At 44.3% G+C, this 21,411-nt stretch carries 15 protein-coding genes; 9 read left to right on the forward strand and 6 right to left on the reverse strand.

Going from position 1 to position 21,411, the window contains the following annotated elements; all coding sequences use genetic code 11:
• Positions 1-124: 124 nt before the first annotated feature.
• The 5 genes from ZOBGAL_RS10485 to ZOBGAL_RS10505 form a co-directional block, all read right to left on the reverse strand.
• Entirely contained in the window at positions 125-4,240 is a 4,116-nt protein-coding gene (locus ZOBGAL_RS10485; protein WP_013993576.1) for a hybrid sensor histidine kinase/response regulator transcription factor, read from the reverse strand.
• A gap of 145 nt (positions 4,241-4,385) precedes the next feature.
• Positions 4,386-5,468: a phosphotransferase enzyme family protein gene (locus tag ZOBGAL_RS10490; protein WP_231854808.1), complete on the reverse strand. Its 1,083-nt coding sequence runs from the start codon at positions 5,466-5,468 to the stop codon at positions 4,386-4,388.
• On the reverse strand, positions 5,453-6,343 hold the full coding sequence (locus tag ZOBGAL_RS10495; RefSeq protein ID WP_013993578.1) for a nucleotidyltransferase family protein: 891 nt from the start codon (positions 6,341-6,343) through the stop codon (positions 5,453-5,455). Before ZOBGAL_RS10495 ends, ZOBGAL_RS10490 begins: the two co-directional genes overlap by 16 nt.
• A 204-nt stretch (positions 6,344-6,547) precedes the next feature.
• A complete protein-coding gene (locus ZOBGAL_RS10500) occupies positions 6,548-7,510 on the reverse strand; it encodes a helix-turn-helix transcriptional regulator (protein WP_046287448.1) in 963 nt (320 codons plus the stop codon).
• A gap of 147 nt (positions 7,511-7,657) precedes the next feature.
• Complete coding sequence (locus ZOBGAL_RS10505) at positions 7,658-8,683, reverse strand: LacI family DNA-binding transcriptional regulator (RefSeq protein ID WP_013993580.1); 1,026 nt, start codon at positions 8,681-8,683, stop codon at positions 7,658-7,660.
• A 196-nt stretch (positions 8,684-8,879) separates the two neighbouring features.
• On the opposite strand from ZOBGAL_RS10505, the gene ZOBGAL_RS10510 reads away from it, so the two are divergent.
• From ZOBGAL_RS10510 to ZOBGAL_RS10545, 8 genes are all read left to right on the forward strand, one after another.
• Positions 8,880-11,558: a TonB-dependent receptor gene (locus tag ZOBGAL_RS10510; protein WP_013993581.1), complete on the forward strand. Its 2,679-nt coding sequence runs from the start codon at positions 8,880-8,882 to the stop codon at positions 11,556-11,558.
• 95 nt (positions 11,559-11,653) lie between these two features.
• Positions 11,654-12,964 carry an amylo-alpha-1,6-glucosidase gene (locus ZOBGAL_RS10515; RefSeq protein ID WP_013993582.1) on the forward strand — a complete coding sequence of 437 codons (1,311 nt, stop codon included), beginning with the start codon at positions 11,654-11,656 and terminating at the stop codon, positions 12,962-12,964.
• Positions 12,965-13,261: 297 nt separating this feature from the next.
• Positions 13,262-14,866 carry a sodium:solute symporter gene (locus ZOBGAL_RS10520; RefSeq protein ID WP_013993584.1) on the forward strand — a complete coding sequence of 535 codons (1,605 nt, stop codon included), beginning with the start codon at positions 13,262-13,264 and terminating at the stop codon, positions 14,864-14,866.
• Positions 14,867-14,876: 10 nt separating this feature from the next.
• Complete coding sequence (locus ZOBGAL_RS10525) at positions 14,877-16,001, forward strand: glycerate kinase (RefSeq protein WP_013993585.1); 1,125 nt, start codon at positions 14,877-14,879, stop codon at positions 15,999-16,001.
• A 153-nt stretch (positions 16,002-16,154) separates the two neighbouring features.
• Positions 16,155-16,655, forward strand: a complete 501-nt coding sequence (locus ZOBGAL_RS10530; RefSeq protein WP_013993586.1) for a DinB family protein — start codon at positions 16,155-16,157, stop codon at positions 16,653-16,655.
• A gap of 18 nt (positions 16,656-16,673) precedes the next feature.
• Positions 16,674-16,883, forward strand: a complete 210-nt coding sequence (locus ZOBGAL_RS10535; protein ID WP_013993587.1) for a hypothetical protein — start codon at positions 16,674-16,676, stop codon at positions 16,881-16,883.
• Between the two features lie 95 nt (positions 16,884-16,978).
• On the forward strand, positions 16,979-18,340 hold the full coding sequence (gene hemN / locus ZOBGAL_RS10540) for an oxygen-independent coproporphyrinogen III oxidase (RefSeq protein ID WP_013993588.1): 1,362 nt from the start codon (positions 16,979-16,981) through the stop codon (positions 18,338-18,340).
• A gap of 30 nt (positions 18,341-18,370) precedes the next feature.
• Complete coding sequence (locus ZOBGAL_RS10545) at positions 18,371-19,192, forward strand: universal stress protein (protein WP_013993589.1); 822 nt, start codon at positions 18,371-18,373, stop codon at positions 19,190-19,192.
• 73 nt (positions 19,193-19,265) lie between these two features.
• Here ZOBGAL_RS10545 and ZOBGAL_RS10550 read toward each other — a convergent pair whose 3' ends face one another.
• Positions 19,266-20,657 (reverse strand): Gfo/Idh/MocA family protein, encoded by a 1,392-nt coding sequence (locus ZOBGAL_RS10550; protein ID WP_013993590.1) that lies wholly within the window; start codon positions 20,655-20,657, stop codon positions 19,266-19,268.
• A gap of 176 nt (positions 20,658-20,833) precedes the next feature.
• Here ZOBGAL_RS10550 and ZOBGAL_RS10555 point away from each other — a divergent pair, with 176 nt between their 5' ends.
• The gene (locus tag ZOBGAL_RS10555; protein WP_013993591.1) at positions 20,834-21,346 is read left to right on the forward strand and encodes a c-type cytochrome; all 513 of its coding nucleotides are present in this window, start codon (positions 20,834-20,836) and stop codon (positions 21,344-21,346) included.
• Positions 21,347-21,411 lie beyond the last annotated feature (65 nt).

The following is a 21,411-nucleotide window of genomic DNA, read 5'->3' on the forward strand; positions in this document are numbered from 1 at the left end:
AGAAATACAAAAGGGCTTTGTGCCTTTTTTGTTGGGAAAATCAGGACGAAGGGGCCGATTTTTTTAAAAGGGCATAAAAACCTATCTGTATACCAAGGATATTTCAGATTTAATAAAGGTGTGATTATTTTGAGCCCTTGTACTTGCCCGGTGAAACACCGTAAATTTCTTTAAAGAGTTTACTGAAGTGGGTTCGGCTTTTAAAACCGGTCATGGTATAGACCTCGTTTACCGATAGTTCGGGTTGGTGTACCAATAGTTCCGCGGCCTTCTTTAAACGGTACATTTTTAGCAGTTCAAAGGGGGTTTTGTCCGTTAAGGCCTTTACTTTTTGGTAGAAATGGGTGCGGTTTAGGTAGAGTTGACGCGCAAATTGGTCCATATCTAGGTTTTGATTGTCTAGATTTTCGGCCATAAGATGGTATAACTTTTCCAGAAAGGCATTATCGTTTCTATTGTTGACGTTGTTGTCCTTGGTCAGGGCTATGCCGATTTCAAAACGCTCCCGTAGGCGTTTTCTGTTTTCGAGCAAGGCCTCGGTGCGGGCGACTAATTGACGGGCGTCAAAGGGTTTTTTGATATAGGCATCGGCACCGTCTTTTATACCTTGGATCTGGTTTTCTATATCGGCCAAGGCCGTCAGTAAGATGACCGGAATATGGCTTGTTTTTATATCGGCCTTTATGCGCTTACAAAGCTCTAGGCCGTTCATTATGGGCATTTGAATATCGCTAATGACCAAGTCGGGCCATTGGTCCTCCATGGCATCCAGACATTCCCGGCCGTTAGTAAAGGTTTTTACCTTAAAGAACTTAGACAGTACCTTACTGACATAGAGGCGCATGTCTAAATCATCTTCTACATAAAAGATAAGACTACCGGAATAATCGCCGCTGGCCTTGATTTTTGAAATTTCGGTCTTTTCAATAGTGGTTTCCGCCTTGGAAACCTGGTTCTCGGCGGTTATGATGGCCTTTTCTTTTGTGGCCTGGTCATCTGCCGATTCTTTCTTGACCACGGGCAAGCGCACACTGATTGTCGTACCTACTCCTATTTCACTTGTAGCTTCTAAATAGCCATAGTGCATTTCGACCATCTTTTTGGAGAAGGCGAGGCCTATTCCCGAGCCTGTGGAATGGACGTTTTCCCTTTTTCTTGACTGGTAGAACCTTTCGAAAATATGGGGTAGGTCGTCGTCGTCGATGCCCCTTCCCGTATCCGTTACCGAAACGATCAGGTCTTTGTCGTCACTTTCATAGGTAATGGTAATGACGTCGTTTTCACCGGTGTATTTGAACGCATTGCTCAACAGGTTGTTAAAGACTTTCTCTAGCTTGTCGCGATCGGCCGATACCACAATATTTTTGTTCTTGGCAATGATCTCCAACTTTTTATCGCTGTTGTAGGCCAAGAAGTGAAAGTCGGGCACAAGGTGGTCTAAAAACTCATCAAAGTAAAACCTCGAGTAGTCCATTTCCATCAAATTGGCATCGACCCGTTCAAAATCGTGGATCTGGTCGATGAGTTGGCTTATTTTTTTGGACTGACGTGCGACGATATGGAGTTTTTCTTGGGAATCAGGATTGTCCCTATAGCGTTCTGACAGTTGCTTTATGGGGCTTGCGATGAGGTTGAGGGGCGTCTTTAGCTCATGCGATATGTTGGCAAAGAAGCGTAATTTGGCGGCATTGACTTCCTTTACCTTGTCTTTTTCAATTTGCTCCAGTTGAATGTTGTAGCGTAACGATTGTACCTTTATGATATAAAACAGCACGGTTCCCAAGATAAGAAGCGTTAACAAGGCATATAGTACATAGGCCCAAGGCGTTTTCCAAAACGGAGGGGAGATGACAAGGTGCAAGGTCTTGGGCCGGGTCCATTCACCAATAGAGTTCGATGCGGCCACTTCTAGGCTGTATTCCCCAGGTTGAAGACCGTTATAGTTTATCAAACGTTGATCGGAAGTGGTCTCGAACCAATTTTGGTCTACGGGTAGTAAACGGTATTTTAAAAAGTGGTTTTTCGGTGAGGCAAAATGTAGGGATAAGGCCTCGACGCTAAATACGTTCTCATTGTATTTTAGATTAAGGGTCTGCCCGTTCTGTAAGCGTTCGTTCAGTAAGACCCTACCGCCCACCGTGTCGTTCGGACGTATGGTTTGGTTAAAAATCTTGAAATCACCAAATCGCAATATAGGGAGCGCTTCTGAATCGGTTATAGATTTCGGGCTGAAAAAAGAGAAACCTTCAAGACCCGCCAAAATGAGGGAACCGTTCTTAAGACGGGCCGAAGCGTACCAGAAATCTTCAAAGGGTAGGCCGTCTTGCTTTCCGAATTTCCTGAATTTTTTTTCTTTTGGATAGAATTTGTTCAGTCCGATATTCGTGGCGACCCATAGGTTGCCTAATTCGTCTATATTAATGCTTTTGACTACATTGTTCGACAGTCCGTCCTTTTCTGAAAAAGGAACGAAGCGAGGGGTGCTTTCGCTGTTTTCCACCTTGCAGATACCCGACCCTTCGGTGCCTATCCATAAGTTGCCTTCAGGGCTGCGCGTTATGGCCGAAACAAAATTGTTCGGAAGCCCGCCCTTCTTTTTAGTAGCCCTAAAATGGGTGATTTTGGCCTTTGATAAGCGGGGAGCGTCTTTTGTGTCTACCCTAAATAGACCGTCTTCCGCCGTTCCCACCCATATGAATTGGTATAGGGGGTCGGCATAAACGTAGCGGGCCAAGGTTATTTTGGAGTTTTCAAAATACGGGTTGTCATTTAAGGCTTCGATCCGAAGTACTTTCCCCTCTTTGCCGACCGTTATTTTAAAAACGCCCTGTTTGCAACCTAGCCATAGGTTTCCGTTTTGGTCTTCCGTTATTTTATAGGGGTCTATTTGTGAAAATTCGGGATAGGTGCTTGTATCTATGCGTTGGGGTTCGGTCTCTCTCGGTTTTAAAAGGAAGTAGCCCTCTTGGGCGACTTTCAACCAAGTCCGATTTTTGGTATCGACATATACCGATGATATCCGTGAAGCGTATTTTGGGTCAAAAGAAAAAGGCAGGGGGTCGAATTTCTGCCGTTCCGTATTAAATAGGGCGAGTCCCCCGCGATTTTTTGTCAAATACACCCTATGGTCGTCTAAAGGTGAGATATTGATCAGGTGCCTGTCACTTACTCCAAATTCGTAGGGGCTATTTCCTTTAAATTCCTTAAAAGGATTTTTCTTTAGGTCAAACCTGTAAAGCCCTTTGTCAAAGGATCCCACCCAAAAACCATGCTCTTTGGTACTCTCGAAACAACTCATTCGAAGTTGTTTGTTTTCGAAGCTAAAGGGGGCGTACTGGTTCTGGGAACCGTGTCGCAACGCGTTGATATCGTCTATACGTATGGCCCCACTGTTCAGGGTGCCCAACCATAGGTGGTTTTCCAGGTCGAAGGCCGAGCTGTTAAAGTTGTGTTCCGGTAAAATTTCATCTTGTAGCAAGGAATAGTCGTAACCCTTGCCATTTGCTCCGTAGGAAAACATAAGAACGCCCGATTTAAGGGTGACCAAAAAGGTAGAAGGGTCAATGCGTAAAAGCGATTGGCAATAGCGGATTTCTTCTGGTAAAACCCTTGAGAATTGATGGGTTTTCAGGTCGAAAGAAAGTAGTCCGACCGAAGTAGCGTATAGATAGGTGCTGTCATCTATGGGGGCGGAGCCATAAAATTCGGCCGCTCCGTTTCGGTAAAAAGCCGTAGGGGAATATTCGTCCTTGAAGGAATAGTCGTCGTTAAAGATCAATACGCCGTATTTTTCGGTAGCGCATAGAATGATCCCTAAATTTTCGTTGACGACGATATCTCTGACAATCGGGCCTTTAACGGCTTTCTTGACAAGCTGGTTCGAATAGATATTGGTGAACTTTTGTGTGGTGTAATCGTATACGGATATACCTTCGTCCGTACCGATCCAAATATTGCCTTTGCTGTCTTCCTGTAGCGAACGAATGCGGTTGCTTACGAAAAGATCATGACCCACCGTGTTTTTAAAAGTCTTGAATTCGTAACCGTCAAAAAGGTTCAGGCCTTCATAGGTGCCGACCCAAATGAAGCCTCGAGAGTCTTCTAAAATAGAGGTGACCCCATTGTGCGCCAGTCCGTTTGAAATAGTGTAGTTCTGGGAATATCTAGGTTGGCTCTCTTGTGCTAGGGCACATAGAAAGAAAAATAGGCAGATGAATGTGGAGTAAATGTTTTTGGACATACCGCCAGAAACCAGGTGGTTGATTTAGAAACTAAATTTCAAGATACTAAAAATACAATAGTTCAAGCTTAGTAACGAAGTTAAATGAGCTTTATTTTTGGCAGTGGTTACTTCCCGAAAAAAGAATTCTGTAGAATAGGGTTACCTATTTTTTTAATTTTTCATCCAGAACCTTTTCCATATAATCGATACGATCCAGGGCCTTTTGGGTAAAGTTATAAAGGCTAAGGCCGCGGTCTAGATTCTGGTTTTCATAAGCCACTTTATAGTAGACGTTGTTGTTGAGGAAATCGGTCAAAGCCCGTATGCCATGTAAAAAAGGCATGAGTACGGCTCCCCAAGGAAGCAGTTCGATTTCTTTTTGGGTCAAGAAAGCACCGTTCTCGCCCAAGCCGTCAACAAAAGCTTCGAAGAGGGTTTCGTCAAAAACAATTTTATCGTGGTCTTGCTCGTCTTCCGCCGCCGTATTGGCTATAGTGCGTATGGCATCACCAAAATCAAAAAGAAAATAGCCTTTCATAAGGGTATCCAAGTCGATCAAGCAAAGGGCCTTTTCGGTCTCTTTTGAGAAAAGGATATTGTTGAGCTTGGTGTCGTTATGGCAAACCCTGAGGGGGAGTTGGCTAAGGTCAAGGGCCATTAGGCTTTCTAAGACCTCATGCGTAAAACCGATGGCCTTTTCGGCGGTCTTCAGCTTTTCGGAGTTGGCACTTGCGATGGCGGATTCAAATTGCGCTTTGCGCAACCTGATATCATGAAATCGAGGTATGGTGTCGGTATAGTCGTCAAGACGGGCTTGTTGCAGCAGCGAATTGAACTTTCCGATTATCCTTCCCGCTTCATAGGCTATATTCGGGTTTTCGGTAGTGTTATAGGCCGTACTTCCGTCAATATAAGTCATCACCCGCCAATAATCTCCGGTTTCGGTGAGGTAGAAGCTACTGCCCTTTTTCGATTTGACCAAGGTAATCTTAGTGTAATCGGTATCGTGCAAATAACGAAAGGCATGATGGATGTTGTTCATCAACCCTTCTACATCCGTAAAGACAAGATGGTTTACCCGTTGTAATATGTATAGGGGGGTGGAAGCGTCAAAAACCAAAAAAGTATCATTGATCAAACCGTCAGTCAACGGTTTGATCAAATATTTCTTTTCAGGCACCGCAAAATGCCCTAATAGGCTGTTAAGCTTTTCATGGGAATAGCTGTCCATTATTGTTTTGGCCAAAGCGGGGAAGGATACTTGCCGGCATCGGTTTTCTCTTGGAGGTTTGCAACGGCCTTTTCACGGTCGCTGGCATAGGTCACACCAAACCAATCACCACCGGATGGTACAACTTTTACCTTTATTTCGCCAGCCTGCAACATTTCTTGAACGGTCTTTGGAATATAAAGCTCGCTTGTTGTGGCCAGGTTTTCATCGGCAAGGAAATTTCTGAACTCGCTTTCTATTTTTTCGAAAATTGATGGCTGACATACCCAGAAGTTCATGCTTACTTGCTCGTCTCCCGTGTATTCGTTGCCAGAATCAAGGTCTAATACTTTGCCATCCTTGGGCTCAAGTTTTAGGCGTTCGTCAACAGAGACCAAATCGTCTCCGTTTACTTGGCAAACCCCTCTTGAAACGGAACCGTGTTCCGACAAGGTGTCCTTTAAGGTATATCCCACAAGGGCAAAGGTATTGTCGTTGTTATGTTCGCGTGCAAAATTGGCGGCATTGGCATAGGCCGATTGTCCGTAGAAATCATCGGCGTTCAAAACGGCAAAAGGTCCGTTGATTACGTTTCTGGCGGTCCAAACGGCATGGGCGGTACCCCAAGGTTTTTTACGCTCTCCCGAAAAAGAACATCCTTCCGGTAAATCGGTGATTTCCTGGGCCAAGACATCTAGCTTGATGTTGGCGGGGATTCTTGGTCTTAAGTGGTCTTCTGCCAAAGAAACATTTTCCTTCTTAGTAATGAGTACTATATGGTCAAAACCGTTTTTAAGGGCATCGTAAATGCCGAACTCCATTAAGAATTCCCCGTTAGGGCCTAAATCGTCAAATTGTTTTAGTTTTCCGTATCGACTACCGCTACCAGCGGCCATTAATAATAAGGTCATGTTTTTCTTTTTTTAGAGAGCCGCTAAAATAAGGTTTTCACATGAAAACTTGTAGGTCATTTCTATTTACATAACAATTTTTTGACATCTTGTGGGTTGCCAAGCTCTGATGTTTTTATCGATAGGGGAGTGCTTGCCCTTGATGGAGTATTTGAAAGGAGGGGGCTACAGGGCGTTTGGACGTTATGGATGCTAAGCCTATTTTTAACGGGAAAGTCGGTTTTGGGCTTCCTTGAGAATTTCCATGACCCGTGTCTTTAGGCTTTCGGGCTCGAGAATTTCGGCATAATCGGCAAACATCAGATACCAGCGGGGGAAACCGTGCAGCACATCGGAAGTCATAAAGGTCATTACGACTTTGTCGGCCTTGCTTTCTTGGGAAACGAAACCATATTGTCTGCTTCGAACGGAAATGTAACGGGCGATATCCTTGTCAATGGAAATCACGATTTTGGTTTTTTCCTTTTCCGGATTTTTGTTCAGGTGCTCGTCGAGCGAGCCGTGTTCTAGGGTAAAGGCTTGGTCGGTCCTTTGGATCTTGAGCATCCTGTCGGTTCTGAACTGCCGGTAATCGCACCTAAAATGACAATAGCCGAGCACATACCAAAAATTGTTTTCGTGAAAAAGTCCTACCGGTTCAATAAACCGTTCCGAAGGGTGTTCGGCATTGAGCGAGTGGTATTTTAAAAAGACCTTTCTTTTTTCGGCTATACTTTCGAATAGGACTTCTAGGGCGTTGGGAATGTTTTCGTCAAAAGGTTTTTGTGACGGGTCTATCAATACTTGCGACTCCAAGGTGCTGATCCAATCTTTTTCCTTTCCCCTTAAAACCGATTTTACCTTGTACATGGCCGACCGATGGTGCAAGCCTAAGGAGGGGTCGGTAAACTTTTGCATTAATTTTTCGGCAGCGACGAAGCTACTGGCCTCTTCACATGTGAACATGACAGGAGGTAGGCGATATCCTTCCATGATGGAATACCCTACACCGGCCTCACTTGAAATGGGAACCCCTGAAGCTTCCAAGGAACGGATGTCCCTATAGATGGTTCGTAAACTGACATTGAAACGCTCTGCCAATTCTTGGGCCTTTACAATACGTTTCGATTGCAGTTGGATCAGTATGGCTACAATGCGGTCAAATCGGTTAATGGTATCCAATCCCATAAGTTTACGGTATAAATTCCAAAGATAAAGTTTCAGGTGATGGCCTGGGCAGTTTCGGAATTTCATTCTGTATTGTTTGCAGATTCATAGGAACTAATGTTCCACAAAGAAAGGAAGGGGAGGTGACAAGGGTATGTCAGTAGGGGGTTAGGCCCTTAAGGAAGAGTCCCTGACGACGAGGGTGGTTTTTATTTCAACGGTTTTGGTGATGATGTTGTTGGAAGGGCTATCAATTTCATCGATAAGGTATTTTACCGCCGTACGGCCAATTTTATCCCCTGGCTGATCGACGGTTGTGAGTTCGGGTTGAATGATTTTTGAACTGGCCGAGTTGCTAAAGCCTACCACGGCTATTTCCTCGGGTATTTTTATTTTGAACTTGTTTAGGGCCTTTATGGCGCCTATGGCCGCATCATCGGTAATGGCAAAGATGGCATCGGGCCGTTTTTTCATGCTCAAGAGAATGTTCGTCAGTCGTCTACCGTGAATAAGAGAGATGTCCTCGGTACTTAAGATGATCTTTTCGCGAATGCGGATCCCATGATGTTCCAAAGCACGGAGGTAGCCGGCGTAGCGTTTTTCGGAGTTATATGAATTTTCGGTTTCCTTAATGATGGCAATACGCTCTTTGCCCAATTCGATGAGGTGTTCCACGGCATTGAAGGCGGCTTCCTCCTCGTTGATGACCACCTGGGTGCATGGGATTTTTTGAGACACTTTGTCGAACAGAACAATAGGTGCCCGGTTCAAAGTGCGAAGCACATCGTCTACTTTGGTAGTTTTTCGGGCAAGCGACATCAGAATGCCGTCTACACCGAATTGGGTCATGGTATTGAGCATTTCGGTTTGTTTGGTTTCACTATTGTTCGATTCTGAAATAATGACACGGTAGCCCTGTATTTCGGCTTCCTCTAAAATCCCCTTTAATATCGTAGAGGTAAAGTAATGCGAAATGTTGGGGACGATCACCCCGATGATATTCGTTTTTTGGGAGCGGAAACTTCTGGCGAAGAGATTGGGCGAATAGTTCATTTGCCGGGCCAGTTTCTTTACGTTTTCCTTGGTTTTTTCATTGATGTCGGGGTGATCGTTTAAGGCTCTGGAAACTGTTGAGATCGACAGGTTCAGGGCTAAGGCCAATTCCTTTAAAGTGGTGTTATGTCTTTTGCTCATAAAGTAAATGGATATTGATTTTCAGTTCGGTACGCTTGTGATTGTGATAAAATTAAGAATTGCAAACGTTACCGCAAACGTTTGCATGTCATATTTGTAATTTTTTCGTCGAAATAGTGTGATATTCAGATAGTTTTGACTCTGTATTGATAAATTAATAACAACTCAAGTTAAAACAACTTAAAAAACTACGATTATGAAAAAATTAGTTTTTGCGGTAATCGGTTTATTTTTGGGAACTGGCGCTTTTGCCCAGACAGAAATTTCCGGTGCCATTACGGATAGTGCTGGGGAACCTATCCCAGGAGCGAACATTATAATAGTTGGGAGTACCTCGGGTACGACATCTGACTTTGATGGCAACTATACCTTTTCAACCGACCTTGAAGGAAACCATATGCTTCGTATTTCCTATCTAGGTTTTACCACTATAGATAAGCCGGTAGAGCTCAACAATACCGCTTTGACCATAGATGTTGTACTTCAGGAGGGAGGGCAACAATTAGACGAGGTGGTCTTGACCGCTTCCAGTACGTTTAGGTCGCAGAAGCAGGCGCCTTTATCGATCAGTTCGGTAAAAATGAAAGAGATTACCAAACTATCGGCCAACAGCCAAGCGGATATTCTTCGTAGTGTTCCTGGTATTACCGCTGAAGGTGGTGGTGGTGAAACCGCAACAAACGTATTCGTTAGGGGGCTTCCTTCAGGTGGGCAGTATGTGTTCAACCCGTTACAATACGACGGTATGCCTTTAATGAGCACTTTTGGTTTAAACTCTTCCGCTCATGATGTGTACGCAAGACCCGATATTGGTTTTAAAGGAGTGGAATTTGTACGTGGTGGTTCTGCAATTTTATATGGTGCGGGTTCTGTGGCCGGTATCATTAACTATACGAGTAAAACAGGGGATACCAACCCGGGTAACATCGTAAACCTAGAAGTAGCCAATATGGGCCGGTTAAAAACCGATTTTTATAGTGGTGGCCAATTGGGTGGAGAAGATTCTAATACCTACTATGCTTTTACTGGTTTTGTAAGACATGACCGTGGCCCCATAGATACAGGTCTACCAACAAAAGGGGTGCAGTTCAGGGCTAATATCAAGAAGAAATTTGACAAAGGTACGTTTACCGTGCATGGCCAATTCATAAATGATAAGGCCCAGTTCTACCTTCCGATACCTTTAAAAGGGGGAAGTAGGGAGCGTATAAACGGAAATGACGGTGAGCCCGTAGAGCAATTGTTGACAGGGGAATTGGCCAATACTTCCTTTCTTACCCCAGGTGGAACTTACAATAGTCCCATTGCCGATGGTGTTTCTACCACTGGCGGCTATCTTTTGGCCGATTTTGACTATAGATTGGACGATGACCTAAGATTTAAATCCAAAGTAAAATATGCCAACTACAAGCACAATTTTGCCCTCTATGTGGGAGGTGACGGAAACAACGGAAACCCTATTACCCTAGATAATTACGTAGAGAGCATCGCTCCAGGAAATCAAGGATATACGGCGAATTACCAAAGTGGAAATCCCAACCAACAAATAAACGGTTCCGACTTGGTTGTCGACAACCTGCATGTTGACCGTTTAAGGCCTATGACCGATTACTCGGGAGAGGCTTCTTTGACCAAAACGATAGAGACTATGAATGGTGGAAGTCACAACGTAACCTTAGGTACTTTTATCGCCCGTACCGAAGCGGAAGACGTTAATTACCAATACCGTGTGCTTTCCGAATTCAATAACGCTCCAAGGTTGGTGAACTTGAGCTATGCAGATGCAGGGGGTAACAATGTTATTTATTCCGAAGGCGGATTGTACGATCGTATCGGTCAAACCGCAAACAACTACCTGTCTCAAAACAGGTTGGCCTTTTATCTGACCGATGAGATGATTTTTGACCGATGGCGTTTTGATGTTGGTTTTAGATATGAGCATACCGATGGTGAAAACAGTAAAGGGGGCATTATGAGCGCAACCGTTTATGACAATCCTGAATTGACCACTGCATTAAGTGATGTTCAAACGGCAGATGGTAGCTTTATTCGGTCATCGATACAAGCTTCGGGATGGGCCGTTTCTTTCGCCGGTCTTTACGAATTGACCGATGCAACAAACCTGTATGCAAACTTCTCTAAAGGCTATTTTTTTCCACAAATAAGGGGGTTTGCCCCAGTGGCGGGTATTTCAGAAAATGCATATGATCCGGAAAACATTATTCAGTTCGAGGCAGGTGCTAAATTTGGTACGCCCAAATTCTCTGGATCGGTTGCCGCTTACTATGTAGCCTTGAAGGATAGGATAAAAATTCAACAAGCCATTGTTGGTGGCCAGTTGATAGATGAGACGCGTTCTGAGCAAGATACTAGAACTATAGGTGTAGAGGCTACGGGCGATTACGAAGTGGCCAGTAATTTCAACCTTCGCGGTACAGTAACTTATCAAGCTCACGAAATCACGAAAAATACAGATTTTGATTTGGTGAACGGTACGTCTACCGAAGCCAACGTAGGAAACAAATTGGCAAGACAACCCAACTTTTTAGGGTCTTTGGGAGCGTATTACGACAACAATAAATTCGACGCCAACTTTGGTGTGAACTATACGGGTAGCAAATACGCTTCCGATGTCAATGATATAGAATTAGATGCTATTCCGATCGGTAGATTGGGCGCTGGCTACACTTTTGGTAAGCCAGAAGAAAACCAAACGGTCCGTTTGGGTTTCTCCATCTTCAACCTTTTTGACAGTGATGGTATTACCGAAGGAAACCCAAGGGCAGGTGCCGCAGGCCAGAGCGAATCTGAGTTCTTTGTCGGTCGCCCTATTCTTCCGAGAAGGTTCTTCTTGACGGCTACCTTCAATTTCTAAAAGGTATTTGAAATTTAGTTTGAGTTTAGTTTGTTGAATCCAAAGACACATTGGTGGTGGATTTGCTGCCAATGTGTCTTTATTTTATGCATGTTATGAAAGAAAATTTAATCCATAGGGCAATTGACGTTTTAGACGCCAATTTTCAAGAAGGAGGGTTTACTATACCGAGTAAAGGACTTTATCCGTTTCAATGGAAATGGGATAGCGGTTTTATTGCCATAGGCTTGGCCCATTACAATACGGATCACGCAAAAAAAGAAATAGAGACCTTGCTGAACGCACAATGGGACAACGGCTTTATACCGCACATTGTTTTTCATACGGATGACGATTCTTATTTTCCAGGCCATGATTTCCACAGATCGGACTTACATCCGCTTTCATCAAAAAAATACAAGTCTACAGGAATGACCCAGCCTCCGGTTACCGGCTTTGTATTACAGGATATGTTGCGCATTGTAGAGGATAAGGAAGATATGCTCGATTTTATCAAAGGGCAGATCGATAAGGTGTATGACAACCATGTGTATTTTTACGAAAACCGTGACCCGCAAAACGAAGGTCTGGTATACATCTACCACAATTGGGAGTCGGGCACCGATAACTCTCCGGTATGGGATGATATTTGGGATACAATGAATCCACCGGAATATACTTTTGAGCGAAAGGATACCACTCATGTCGATGCCTCGGAAAGGCCTTCAAAAAGAGAGTATGATCACTACCTGTACATCATTGATATAGCCAAGCAAAACAATTACGATGATGCCAAAATAGCCGAATTATCCCCTTTCTTGGTGCAAGACCCGTTATTCAACGCCATGCTCATCAAGTCGAACCAGGCACTGATCGAGCTTTATGAAATAATCGGGGGGAATGACGATAAAATTACATACCTGAAAAAGAACCAAGAAAGAAGCATTGCCGCTTTCAACCAGAAACTATGGGATGCTGAATTGGGGGCATATGTTCATTATGACCTGCGAAACAATACGCCCATACGCCATGTGTCTTCTTCTTCGTTTTCGCCTTTGTTCGCGGCTATACCTAGTAAAGAAAGGGCCGAGGTTTTGGTCAATACCATGATGGAGCGTTTCGGAGGTGACGATAAATACCTTTGCGCCTCTTTTGATCCGACAAATGACCGTTTCAATCCTAGAAAATATTGGAGGGGCCCCGTTTGGATCAATATGAACTGGATGTTGTACCGTGGCTTAAAGGAGTACGGGTATACTGATATTGCCGAGCGAGTAAAAAATGATTCGATCGAGCTTGTGGAGCGCGATGGCTTTTTTGAATATTTCGATTGTAGAAAAGACACCGGTGATGAAACAAGAAAAGGCTATGGAGGCGATAACTTCTCATGGAGTGCGGCCTTGATCATCGATCTTTTAAAAAATTGAATAAGGTTTTTTTTAAAGGTTTGGGGGCGCGGAATTAAAATGTGTGGGAAAATCTATTTTTCCCTTCTGTTGGATGACGGTTATGGGGCGTTTCGGCTCCCAAACTCCCTTTGAAAACGATGTAGAATACCATTTTTGGGAGGTTAAACACTTATATTTGGTGTAATCCCCCCTGTTTTTAGTAGTGCAATAAAGGAACGTAGATGACCAGGAATTGTTAAAAAGGACAGTTCCGTAGAACATTCAGCTAATTGGATGAGTAGGAGATAACATACCAAACCAAAAGTAAATTTACTCATGAATTATTTAGACTATATCATAATCGTTGTTTACCTAGTGGGCTTCTTGGGTCTTGGTTTTCTGTTTAAGGAAAACAGTTCTGGGGGCGACTATTTTCTAGGGGGAAGAAAAACTTCTTGGTTGCCTTTGAGCCTTTCGGCCATGGCGACCCAGCTTTCGGCCATCAGTTTTATTTCGGCGCCGGCATTTGTGGGCCTGAAAGATGGCGGGGGCATGCAATGGCTTACCTATGAGCTGGGCGTGCCTTTGGCCATGGCATTTCTGCTGGTAGCCGTGTTGCCGACCCTCTATAAATCGGGTATTGTAAGTGTTTACGAATACCTCGAAAAACGCTTTGACGCTTCTTCGCGCTTATTGATCAGTTTTGTATTCCAGATCAGTCGCTCCGTAGCGACCGGGGTAATGGTCTATACCATGGCCTTGATATTGCAGGCTACCATACAATTGGATTTTTGGATATCGGTCTTGATCATTGGGGTCATTACTATGGTCTACTCTTTTCAAGGAGGTATGAAAGCCGTTATTTGGGGAGATGTCATTCAAATGAGTATTTTGTTCTTAGGAATAATCATCTGCCTCTTTTACGGGTTCAGCGAGCTTGGGGGCATCGATAGCTTTTTGGCCAACGTAGATCAAGACCGTATTACGGCCATTGATTTTGATAAATGGGGGTTCAGCAATGCCGATGGTAATGATGAATTCGGTTTTTGGCCCATGGTTATCGGCGGTTTCTTTTTATACGCATCGTATTACGGTACAGATCAGACCCAGTCGCAGCGTCTGTTGTCATCGAGTAGTATGTCAAATCTAAAGAAATTGATGATGGCCAACGGCCTGTTGCGCTTTCCTTTTACCTTGACCTATTGTATTATGGGCTTGGTGTTAGGTACCTTGTTGATGCAAGATTTGGGGTTTCAAGACCAAATGGAAAGTGTATATCAAGCCAATATTTCTTCTTTGGAGGGAAAAAAGGCCGACCTCTTGGTACCGGTGTTCATCATTAAATATTTGCCCAACGGGGTAATCGGTATATTGATCGTGGCCATTATGTCGGCCGCAATGTCGACCCTTAGCTCTACGGTCAATTCATTGTCTGCCGTTACCATGGAAGATTTTGTGAAGCGATTCAAGCCCAATATGGGGGATAAGCAATACATGTCCTACTCAAGATTGCTTTCCATATTTTGGGGCTTGGTCTGTTTATTCTTTGCTTTTTTCGCGGGTAATATAGAAGGTACCGTTATCGAGGTCATCAATAAGATCAGTTCGGTATTTTATGGTCCGATCTTGGCCGCTTTTATTTTGGCGATCTTGACGAAACGAACCCATGCCCTTGGGGCCAACATCGGTATTGTTGCCGGGGTATTGTTCAATATTTACCTTTGGTTGTACGTGCCGCAAATATTCTGGTTCTGGTGGAACGCCCTCGGGTGTTTGGTCACCATTCTTATAGCTCTTGCCGTTAGCTATACGGTCAAGAGAACGGTAAACGAAGGTCTAGAGGTGGTATACTATTCAGGGAAGAAAGAAGTGGCTATTTTGGTCGGTTATTTTGTGATCATTCTTTGTGCTTGTCTTTTGCTTCCCTCTGTTTTCAATTAAAGTAAGCATTATGAAAATTGTAATCGCTCCCGATAAATTTAAAGATTCCCTCACTGGGTTTGAGTTCTGTGATGCCGTAGCGGAAGGCCTGCAGCACGTATTCGATGACGTCGAAATCGTAAAAATGCCTTTGGCCGATGGGGGAGACGGTACCATCGACGTGGTGAGGCACTATATACACGGTGAAAAAATAAGCATAACCGTAAACGACCCCTTGTTTAGGCCTATAAGCGCTTCCTACCTATATGCTTCGGAAAACCACATCGCCTATATTGAAATGGCGGAAGCATCCGGACTCAAGTTATTGGCCGATGCCGATAGAAACTGTATGAACACTACAACTTTCGGTACGGGTGAGCTTATTGCCGATGCCCTTGAACGTGGGGCCCAAGAAATTATTCTAGGGATAGGGGGAAGCGCCACCAACGATGGGGGCATGGGCATGGCGAATGCCTTGGGCTATCGTTTTAAGGATAGCTTCAGTAAAGAATTGAATCCGGTAGGAAGCAATTTGAACAAGGTAAAAAGTATTGATGCATCAAAGGTCCACCCCCTCTTGGCCAATGCAAAATTTAAAATCGCCTGTGATGTTTCCAATCCGTTTTATGGTGTGAACGGGGCGGCCAAGATCTATGCCCCACAAAAGGGGGCATCTGAAGAAGAAATAGCGTTGTTGGACAACGGCTTGAAGAGTTTTGCCAAGGTCGTTTTTGATACCTACAATATAAGTCTACAGAAAATACAGGGCTCGGGTGCCGCGGGAGGAATTGGCGGTGGGGCTATCGTATTTCTAAGGGGCGAGCTCACTTCCGGTATCGATTTGGTCAAGGGCTTGGCCCGTTTTGATGAGGTAATCGCAAATGCCGATTGGGTGATTACCGGAGAGGGCCAGTTAGATGAGCAAACCCTGTCGGGCAAGACCATAGATGGGGTGATTACTTCCGCAAAGAAGGCGAATGTTCCGGTTGCCGCGCTTTGTGGTTCGGTATCTATATCCATTGAACAACAAGAAGGCTTCGGGCTGGCCTATGTGAATTCCATTGTAAGGGGAGTCTCTACCTTGCCCGAAGCTATGGCTTCCAGCTATACGAATTTGGTGAATGCCAGTTACAATTTTGCCAAGTTGATAAAGTAAGGGTTGTATTCGTTTCAGGATCGGTTGTTGGCCTTCCTTAAAATAGGGGCTTTAAAAAAAAACTTCTTTTCTACATCACTACTGACAAAGGGTTGTCACGTGGCACTTTTACATTTGTTCCCGTAAAATAATACGAACTTAAAAATGTAAATTATGAGCACAGCAAACCCATCCGTAGAAAAAGTGGCGCAGGTAATTCTTCCTGCCGAACTATTGGCCCACTGGCAAGGGCATAGAACTTTGACCAGAAAAGTAATAGAAGCATTTCCTGAGAAAGATTTTTTCGAATACAGCATTGGGGGAATGCGGCCATTTTCAAAAATGGTAGATGAGCTCTTGAGCATAGCGGGTCCTGGAATGAAAGAAATAGTTTCGGGAAAAGCGGCTGCCTTCACAGAAGCCGTAGCTCATGGAAATAGTAAAGCCAAAGTCTTAGCGCTTTGGGACGAAGCCACGGAAGAGATCAACGCTAATTGGGCTAAGATCGGGGTTGATAAATTTCATGATTCTATCAAACTTTTTGGTCAGTACGAAGGGACTATTCAATCTAGTATTTTATATTTCGTAGACAATGAAATACACCATCGCGGCCAAGGCTATGTCTATTTGCGAACCCTAGGTATCGAGCCGCCCATGTTCTGGGATAGAAATTAACGGTAAAAAGCCTAGGCAATGACAGTATTGGTCTTTAAGACATCCGTTTCCAAGAATAAACAGGTAAAAAGGCTCAAACCCCTCTTGACCCAATTGGTCGAACCGATAGGACGATGGAATTTTGATCTGGAGGATTGTGATAATATCCTCCGGGTCGAAACCCGTCAATGCCCATCTTCGGTAGTACGCCTATTGGAAGAACAGGGCTACGTTTGCGAAGAACTTTAGTGGGCCAAATCGGCCCGCTATTTTCCTATACCTGACATATATCATATTTTGAACAGCTTAACAAAGTTAAGTTTGTATAAAACAAGATACGATTTATGTGCAGTCTAGTTCAAAAATACAATGTGGCGGGTCCGAGATATACCAGTTACCCCACTGTTCCTTATTGGAATATGGATACTTTTTCTAGCAAGAAGTGGCAATCGACCCTGATCCAAAGTTTTGAGGAAAGCAATGCGAAAGAAGGTATTAGCCTGTACATACACTTGCCCTTTTGTGAAAGTATGTGTACGTTTTGTGGTTGCCATAAACGCATAACCCAAAGGCATGAGGTTGAGGAACCGTATATTCGTACCGTATTGAAGGAGTGGAAATTGTATTGCGACCTCTTTTCTCAGCGGCCCATAATAAAAGAACTTCATTTGGGGGGCGGAACCCCTACTTTCTTTACACCACAGAACCTCCAGAACTTGATCAATGGAATTTTTAGCATGGCCAAAAAGGCCGAAGATTACGAATTTAGTTTTGAGGGACATCCGAACAACACCACCAAAGAACATTTACAGGCACTGTACGATGTAGGGTTTAGGCGGGTCAGTTTTGGGGTGCAAGATTACAATATCAAAGTACAACAGGCCATCCATCGCATACAGCCTTTTGCGAACGTAAAAAACGTAACGCAATGGGCCAGGCAGATCGGTTATACATCGATCGGCCATGATATTATTTTCGGACTTCCTTTTCAGAAGGAGGAACATGTTCGCGAAACTATATTGAGAACCAAGGAACTGCGCCCAGATCGTTTGGCCTTTTATAGCTATGCCCATGTGCCATGGTTAAAAGGTAATGGACAAAGAGGGTATAAAGATGCCGATTTGCCTTCGGCCGAAGAGAAGCGCCAACAGTATGAAACCGGTAAGGCCTTGCTCGCCGAGGTCGGATACCGTGAAATCGGTATGGACCATTTTGCCCTTCCTACCGATGCGTTGTATAAATCTATGCAATCGGGCGAACTGCACCGTAACTTTATGGGGTATACGGCTTCTAAGACCCAGGCAATGATTGGCTTGGGAACCTCTAGTATCAGTGATAGTTGGTATAGCTTCGCCCAAAATGTTAAAGGTATCGAAGAGTACCAACATTTGGTGGAAAACAACGTTATTCCAGTGTATCGAGGTCATATTCTCACCGATGAAGATCGCGTGATAAGAAAGCATATCCTAAATTTGATGTGCGGGTTTAAAACCTCTTGGTCGCTACCGGGCCTTCGTTTTGAGGCAATTGACGAGGTGCGGGAAAGGTTGCGTGAAATGGAACAGGATGCTTTGGTGGTTGTCGTTGAAGATGGGGTAGAGGTCACCGAAAAAGGACGCCCGTTCATTCGTAACATTTGTATGGCATTTGATGTGCTTTTACATAAAAAGGAACCGGAAAAAAGATTATTTTCAATGACAATTTAATAGGCCCTAATCTTCTAAAATAGATATATTATGAAAAAAATTATAGTACCTCTAGATTTCTCCGAACAGTCTGAATATGCCCTTAAGGTTGCCGTATCGTTGGCAAAAAAACACGATTCGGAAATACTGGCCTTGCACATGCTGGAACTCAATCAGGCCATGATTACTTCTTCCGAAGGCTTTCACCCAGAACAGACCGTTTTTCTGATAAAACTGGCAGAGAAAAGGTTTAACGAGTTTTTAAAGAAACCCTATTTGGAAGGTGTGAAGGTCACGCCCATCATCAAACACTACAAAGTCTTTAGTGAGGTGAATGCGATTGCCGAAGAACACAAGGCCGAGCTTGTTGTTATGGGCTCACATGGTACCGATGGCCTCGAAGAGATTTTTATAGGGTCGAATGCCGAAAAGGTAGTGCGAAATTCCGAAGTGCCCGTATTGGTCATTAAGAACGAAATAGCCAATTTTAGTATAAACCGTTTTGTCTTTGCCTGCGATTTTAGGGAAGAAAGCATCCCGGCCTATAAAAAGGCCAAGGCATTTGCCGATTTATTAAAAGCCGATTTAGACTTGGTGTATATCAATACACCGGGCGATAATTTTTTAAGTTCAGCGGATATCTACAAACGTGTAAACGCTTTTATCGGAAAGGTAAACGAAGCTTTACAGGTAGAGATTTACAACGATTATAGTGTAGAGCGCGGGGTGTTGAATTATAGCGAAAGCAACAGTGCCGATGCCATAGGGATACCTACCCATGGACGTAGGGGACTATCCCATTTCTTTATGGGAAGTATTGGGGAAGACATCGTGAACCACTCCAAGATACCCGTGGTTACTTTTAAAATATAGATGCACTTAAACTTTATGCAACTATAAGGCCGGTCCGTTTCATACGGACCGGCCATTTTTTTACCGGTTTGGGTTAGCCGATCTTCATTTCTTCGGGGTTCCAGTTTACGGGTTCTTTTTTGTAATAGCTTTCATTGGCCAATAAGGCCGCACCTGCAGCCCGTAGTCCGAACGTAGGGTCTTGAACGACCTTTCCGTTTTCGCGAATGGCGGTGAAGAAATTATAAAAATGATCGTGGTGGCCACCTTTGTAATCCTTTGGTGCCTGCCATTTGGTAGTTCCTGTGGCCAAGGCCGAGGTACGGGTGTCTAAGTTCTGTTGGGCATAGCCCCTCCTGATTTGTTCTTGCATGGCTTCGGGAAAGGAAATCATGGAATAGCCACCGGGCACTAGGCCGAGTTTGGAACGTTTTAGGGAAACGGAATTTTGGCCAATTTCCATTTCGCCTTCGGTCCCGATCAGTTTAAAGCCGCTTCCTCCTCCGCTTCCGGCGATGAAGTTGATGCGAAAGGCCGCATTGAAGGCCGCGTGGGTCGCTGTCTTAGGATAATCGTATAGGGTAATGCTTACATCGGGTACGTCCCTGCCATCCTTCCAATAGCGAAGGCCTCCGGTAGCCATGGCGCGGTTAGGGCCATGGGAGTCGATAACGTAGTTCAAGGTTGAGAATGCATGAACGAAAAGGTCTCCGGCAACACCTGTGCCGTAATCCCTATAGTTTCTCCATCTAAAAAATCGTTTCGGTTCAAATTTCACCTTGGGCGCCTGTCCCAAAAACGTATCGAAATCAACGGTTTTCTTATTTGCGTCGGGTGGGATCGGATATTGCCAAGCGCCCTCTGCCGAGTATCGGTCATTATAAAAATCGAGCATTACAATATCGCCAATGGCCCCATCTTGGTAGAGCTGTTTTGCTTTTTCATTGCCTAAGGAAGCCATTCCCTGACTTCCTACTTGACATATCTTGCCAGAAGCCTTTTGGGCGTCTATTATGGCTTGTCCGTCTTGCCACTCCTGTACCATAGGCTTTTCGCAGTAGACATGTTTTCCGGCTTTAAGGGCGTCTATGGTAATTTGTTTGTGCCAGTGGTCGGGCGTGGCGATAATCACTGCATCGATATCTTTTCTTTTGAGGATTTCCCTATAGTCGCGGGTGGTGAAAATAGCATCGCCCCACAATTCCTTGGCCCTTTCCAGTCGGCCCGTATAAAGGTCGCATGCGGCAACCAGCTTTATGCCGGAAACGGTGAGCGCGGCCTTGGTGTCGAAAATACCCTGAATACCGGTTCCGATCAAGGCCAGTTGTATTTGATCATTTGAGGAGAACACCTTGGTGTCGTATTCGCGTTGCATTAAGATGCTTTCGTCTTTTGATGCCGATAAGATTAAGGGGGCAGAAGTCACTGCTGCAGAACCTAAGGCTGCTTTTTTAAGAAAATACCTTCTAGAGTTGTCTTGTTTCATGTAATAAATCAGGGTTTTGTTCGGTCAACCGATGAATTTACAATTTTCTACCGATCCCTGATTTCTTTTTAGGGAAAAGAAAAAAGACAATTTTGTCCTATTTACTGATATATATCATGTTTTTCACCTTGTATAGCGCCTATTTTTGTTGAAAATTAATCATTAAACCACTCAAAATGAAAATAGTAGTTAAAAGTGTAGTGCTGATTTTTTCGCTTTTGCTTACGGCCTGTGGAGGCAAGGAAGAAAAGAAGAAAGAAGGATTTAGCGTAGATCGTGAAAAGGCAAAAACGGAAAAGCCGGCTGAGGCGGTACCGGCTACCAGTGCGGTACCGGCATCTCAACGTGTCGATCTTGAGAACAAGGGGGTCGGCCCGGTAAAATCGGTGACCCTGTCTCCCGATATCGACGAGGCCTTGGCCAAAAAGGGGGAGGAAATCTATACCCAAATGTGTTTGGCCTGCCATAGGGTCGATAAAAAATTCATTGGTCCGGCACCAACGGGTATTTTAAAAAGACGTAGCCCCGAGTGGGTCATGAACATGATCCTAAACCCAGAGGTAATGGTAAAAGAAGATCCCTTGGCAAAAGAGCTTATTGCCGAATTCAACGGAGCTCCGATGTCGAACCAGGGGTTGACCGAAGACCAGGCTCGAAGCGTACTGGAATTTTTTAGAACGCTAGAGTAGTTCTAGCCATAAGAGGCCATGGCTGTTGATGCAGCAGAAATAAGATAACCATAAAAACAGTACAA

This window comes from Zobellia galactanivorans (assembly GCF_000973105.1).
GTDB classification, from domain to species: Bacteria; Bacteroidota; Bacteroidia; order Flavobacteriales; family Flavobacteriaceae; genus Zobellia; species Zobellia galactanivorans.

Excerpts from the sequence above, each read along its gene's own strand:
- ZOBGAL_RS10520 (WP_013993584.1), top strand. The coding sequence starts at position 13,262 with ATGAATTATTTAGACTATATCATAATCGTTGTTTACCTAGTGGGCTTC.
- ZOBGAL_RS10495 (WP_013993578.1), bottom strand. The coding sequence starts at position 6,343 with ATGACCTTATTATTAATGGCCGCTGGTAGCGGTAGTCGATACGGAAAA.
- ZOBGAL_RS10525 (WP_013993585.1), top strand. The coding sequence starts at position 14,877 with ATGAAAATTGTAATCGCTCCCGATAAATTTAAAGATTCCCTCACTGGG.
- ZOBGAL_RS10510 (WP_013993581.1), top strand. The coding sequence starts at position 8,880 with ATGAAAAAATTAGTTTTTGCGGTAATCGGTTTATTTTTGGGAACTGGC.
- ZOBGAL_RS10515 (WP_013993582.1), top strand. The coding sequence starts at position 11,654 with ATGAAAGAAAATTTAATCCATAGGGCAATTGACGTTTTAGACGCCAAT.
- ZOBGAL_RS10555 (WP_013993591.1), top strand. The coding sequence starts at position 20,834 with ATGAAAATAGTAGTTAAAAGTGTAGTGCTGATTTTTTCGCTTTTGCTT.
- ZOBGAL_RS10505 (WP_013993580.1), bottom strand. The coding sequence starts at position 8,683 with ATGAGCAAAAGACATAACACCACTTTAAAGGAATTGGCCTTAGCCCTG.
- ZOBGAL_RS10550 (WP_013993590.1), bottom strand. The coding sequence starts at position 20,657 with ATGAAACAAGACAACTCTAGAAGGTATTTTCTTAAAAAAGCAGCCTTA.
- ZOBGAL_RS10545 (WP_013993589.1), top strand. The coding sequence starts at position 18,371 with ATGAAAAAAATTATAGTACCTCTAGATTTCTCCGAACAGTCTGAATAT.
- ZOBGAL_RS10500 (WP_046287448.1), bottom strand. The coding sequence starts at position 7,510 with ATGGGATTGGATACCATTAACCGATTTGACCGCATTGTAGCCATACTG.
- ZOBGAL_RS10530 (WP_013993586.1), top strand. The coding sequence starts at position 16,155 with ATGAGCACAGCAAACCCATCCGTAGAAAAAGTGGCGCAGGTAATTCTT.
- ZOBGAL_RS10535 (WP_013993587.1), top strand. The coding sequence starts at position 16,674 with ATGACAGTATTGGTCTTTAAGACATCCGTTTCCAAGAATAAACAGGTA.
- hemN (WP_013993588.1), top strand. The coding sequence starts at position 16,979 with ATGTGCAGTCTAGTTCAAAAATACAATGTGGCGGGTCCGAGATATACC.
- ZOBGAL_RS10485 (WP_013993576.1), bottom strand. The coding sequence starts at position 4,240 with ATGTCCAAAAACATTTACTCCACATTCATCTGCCTATTTTTCTTTCTA.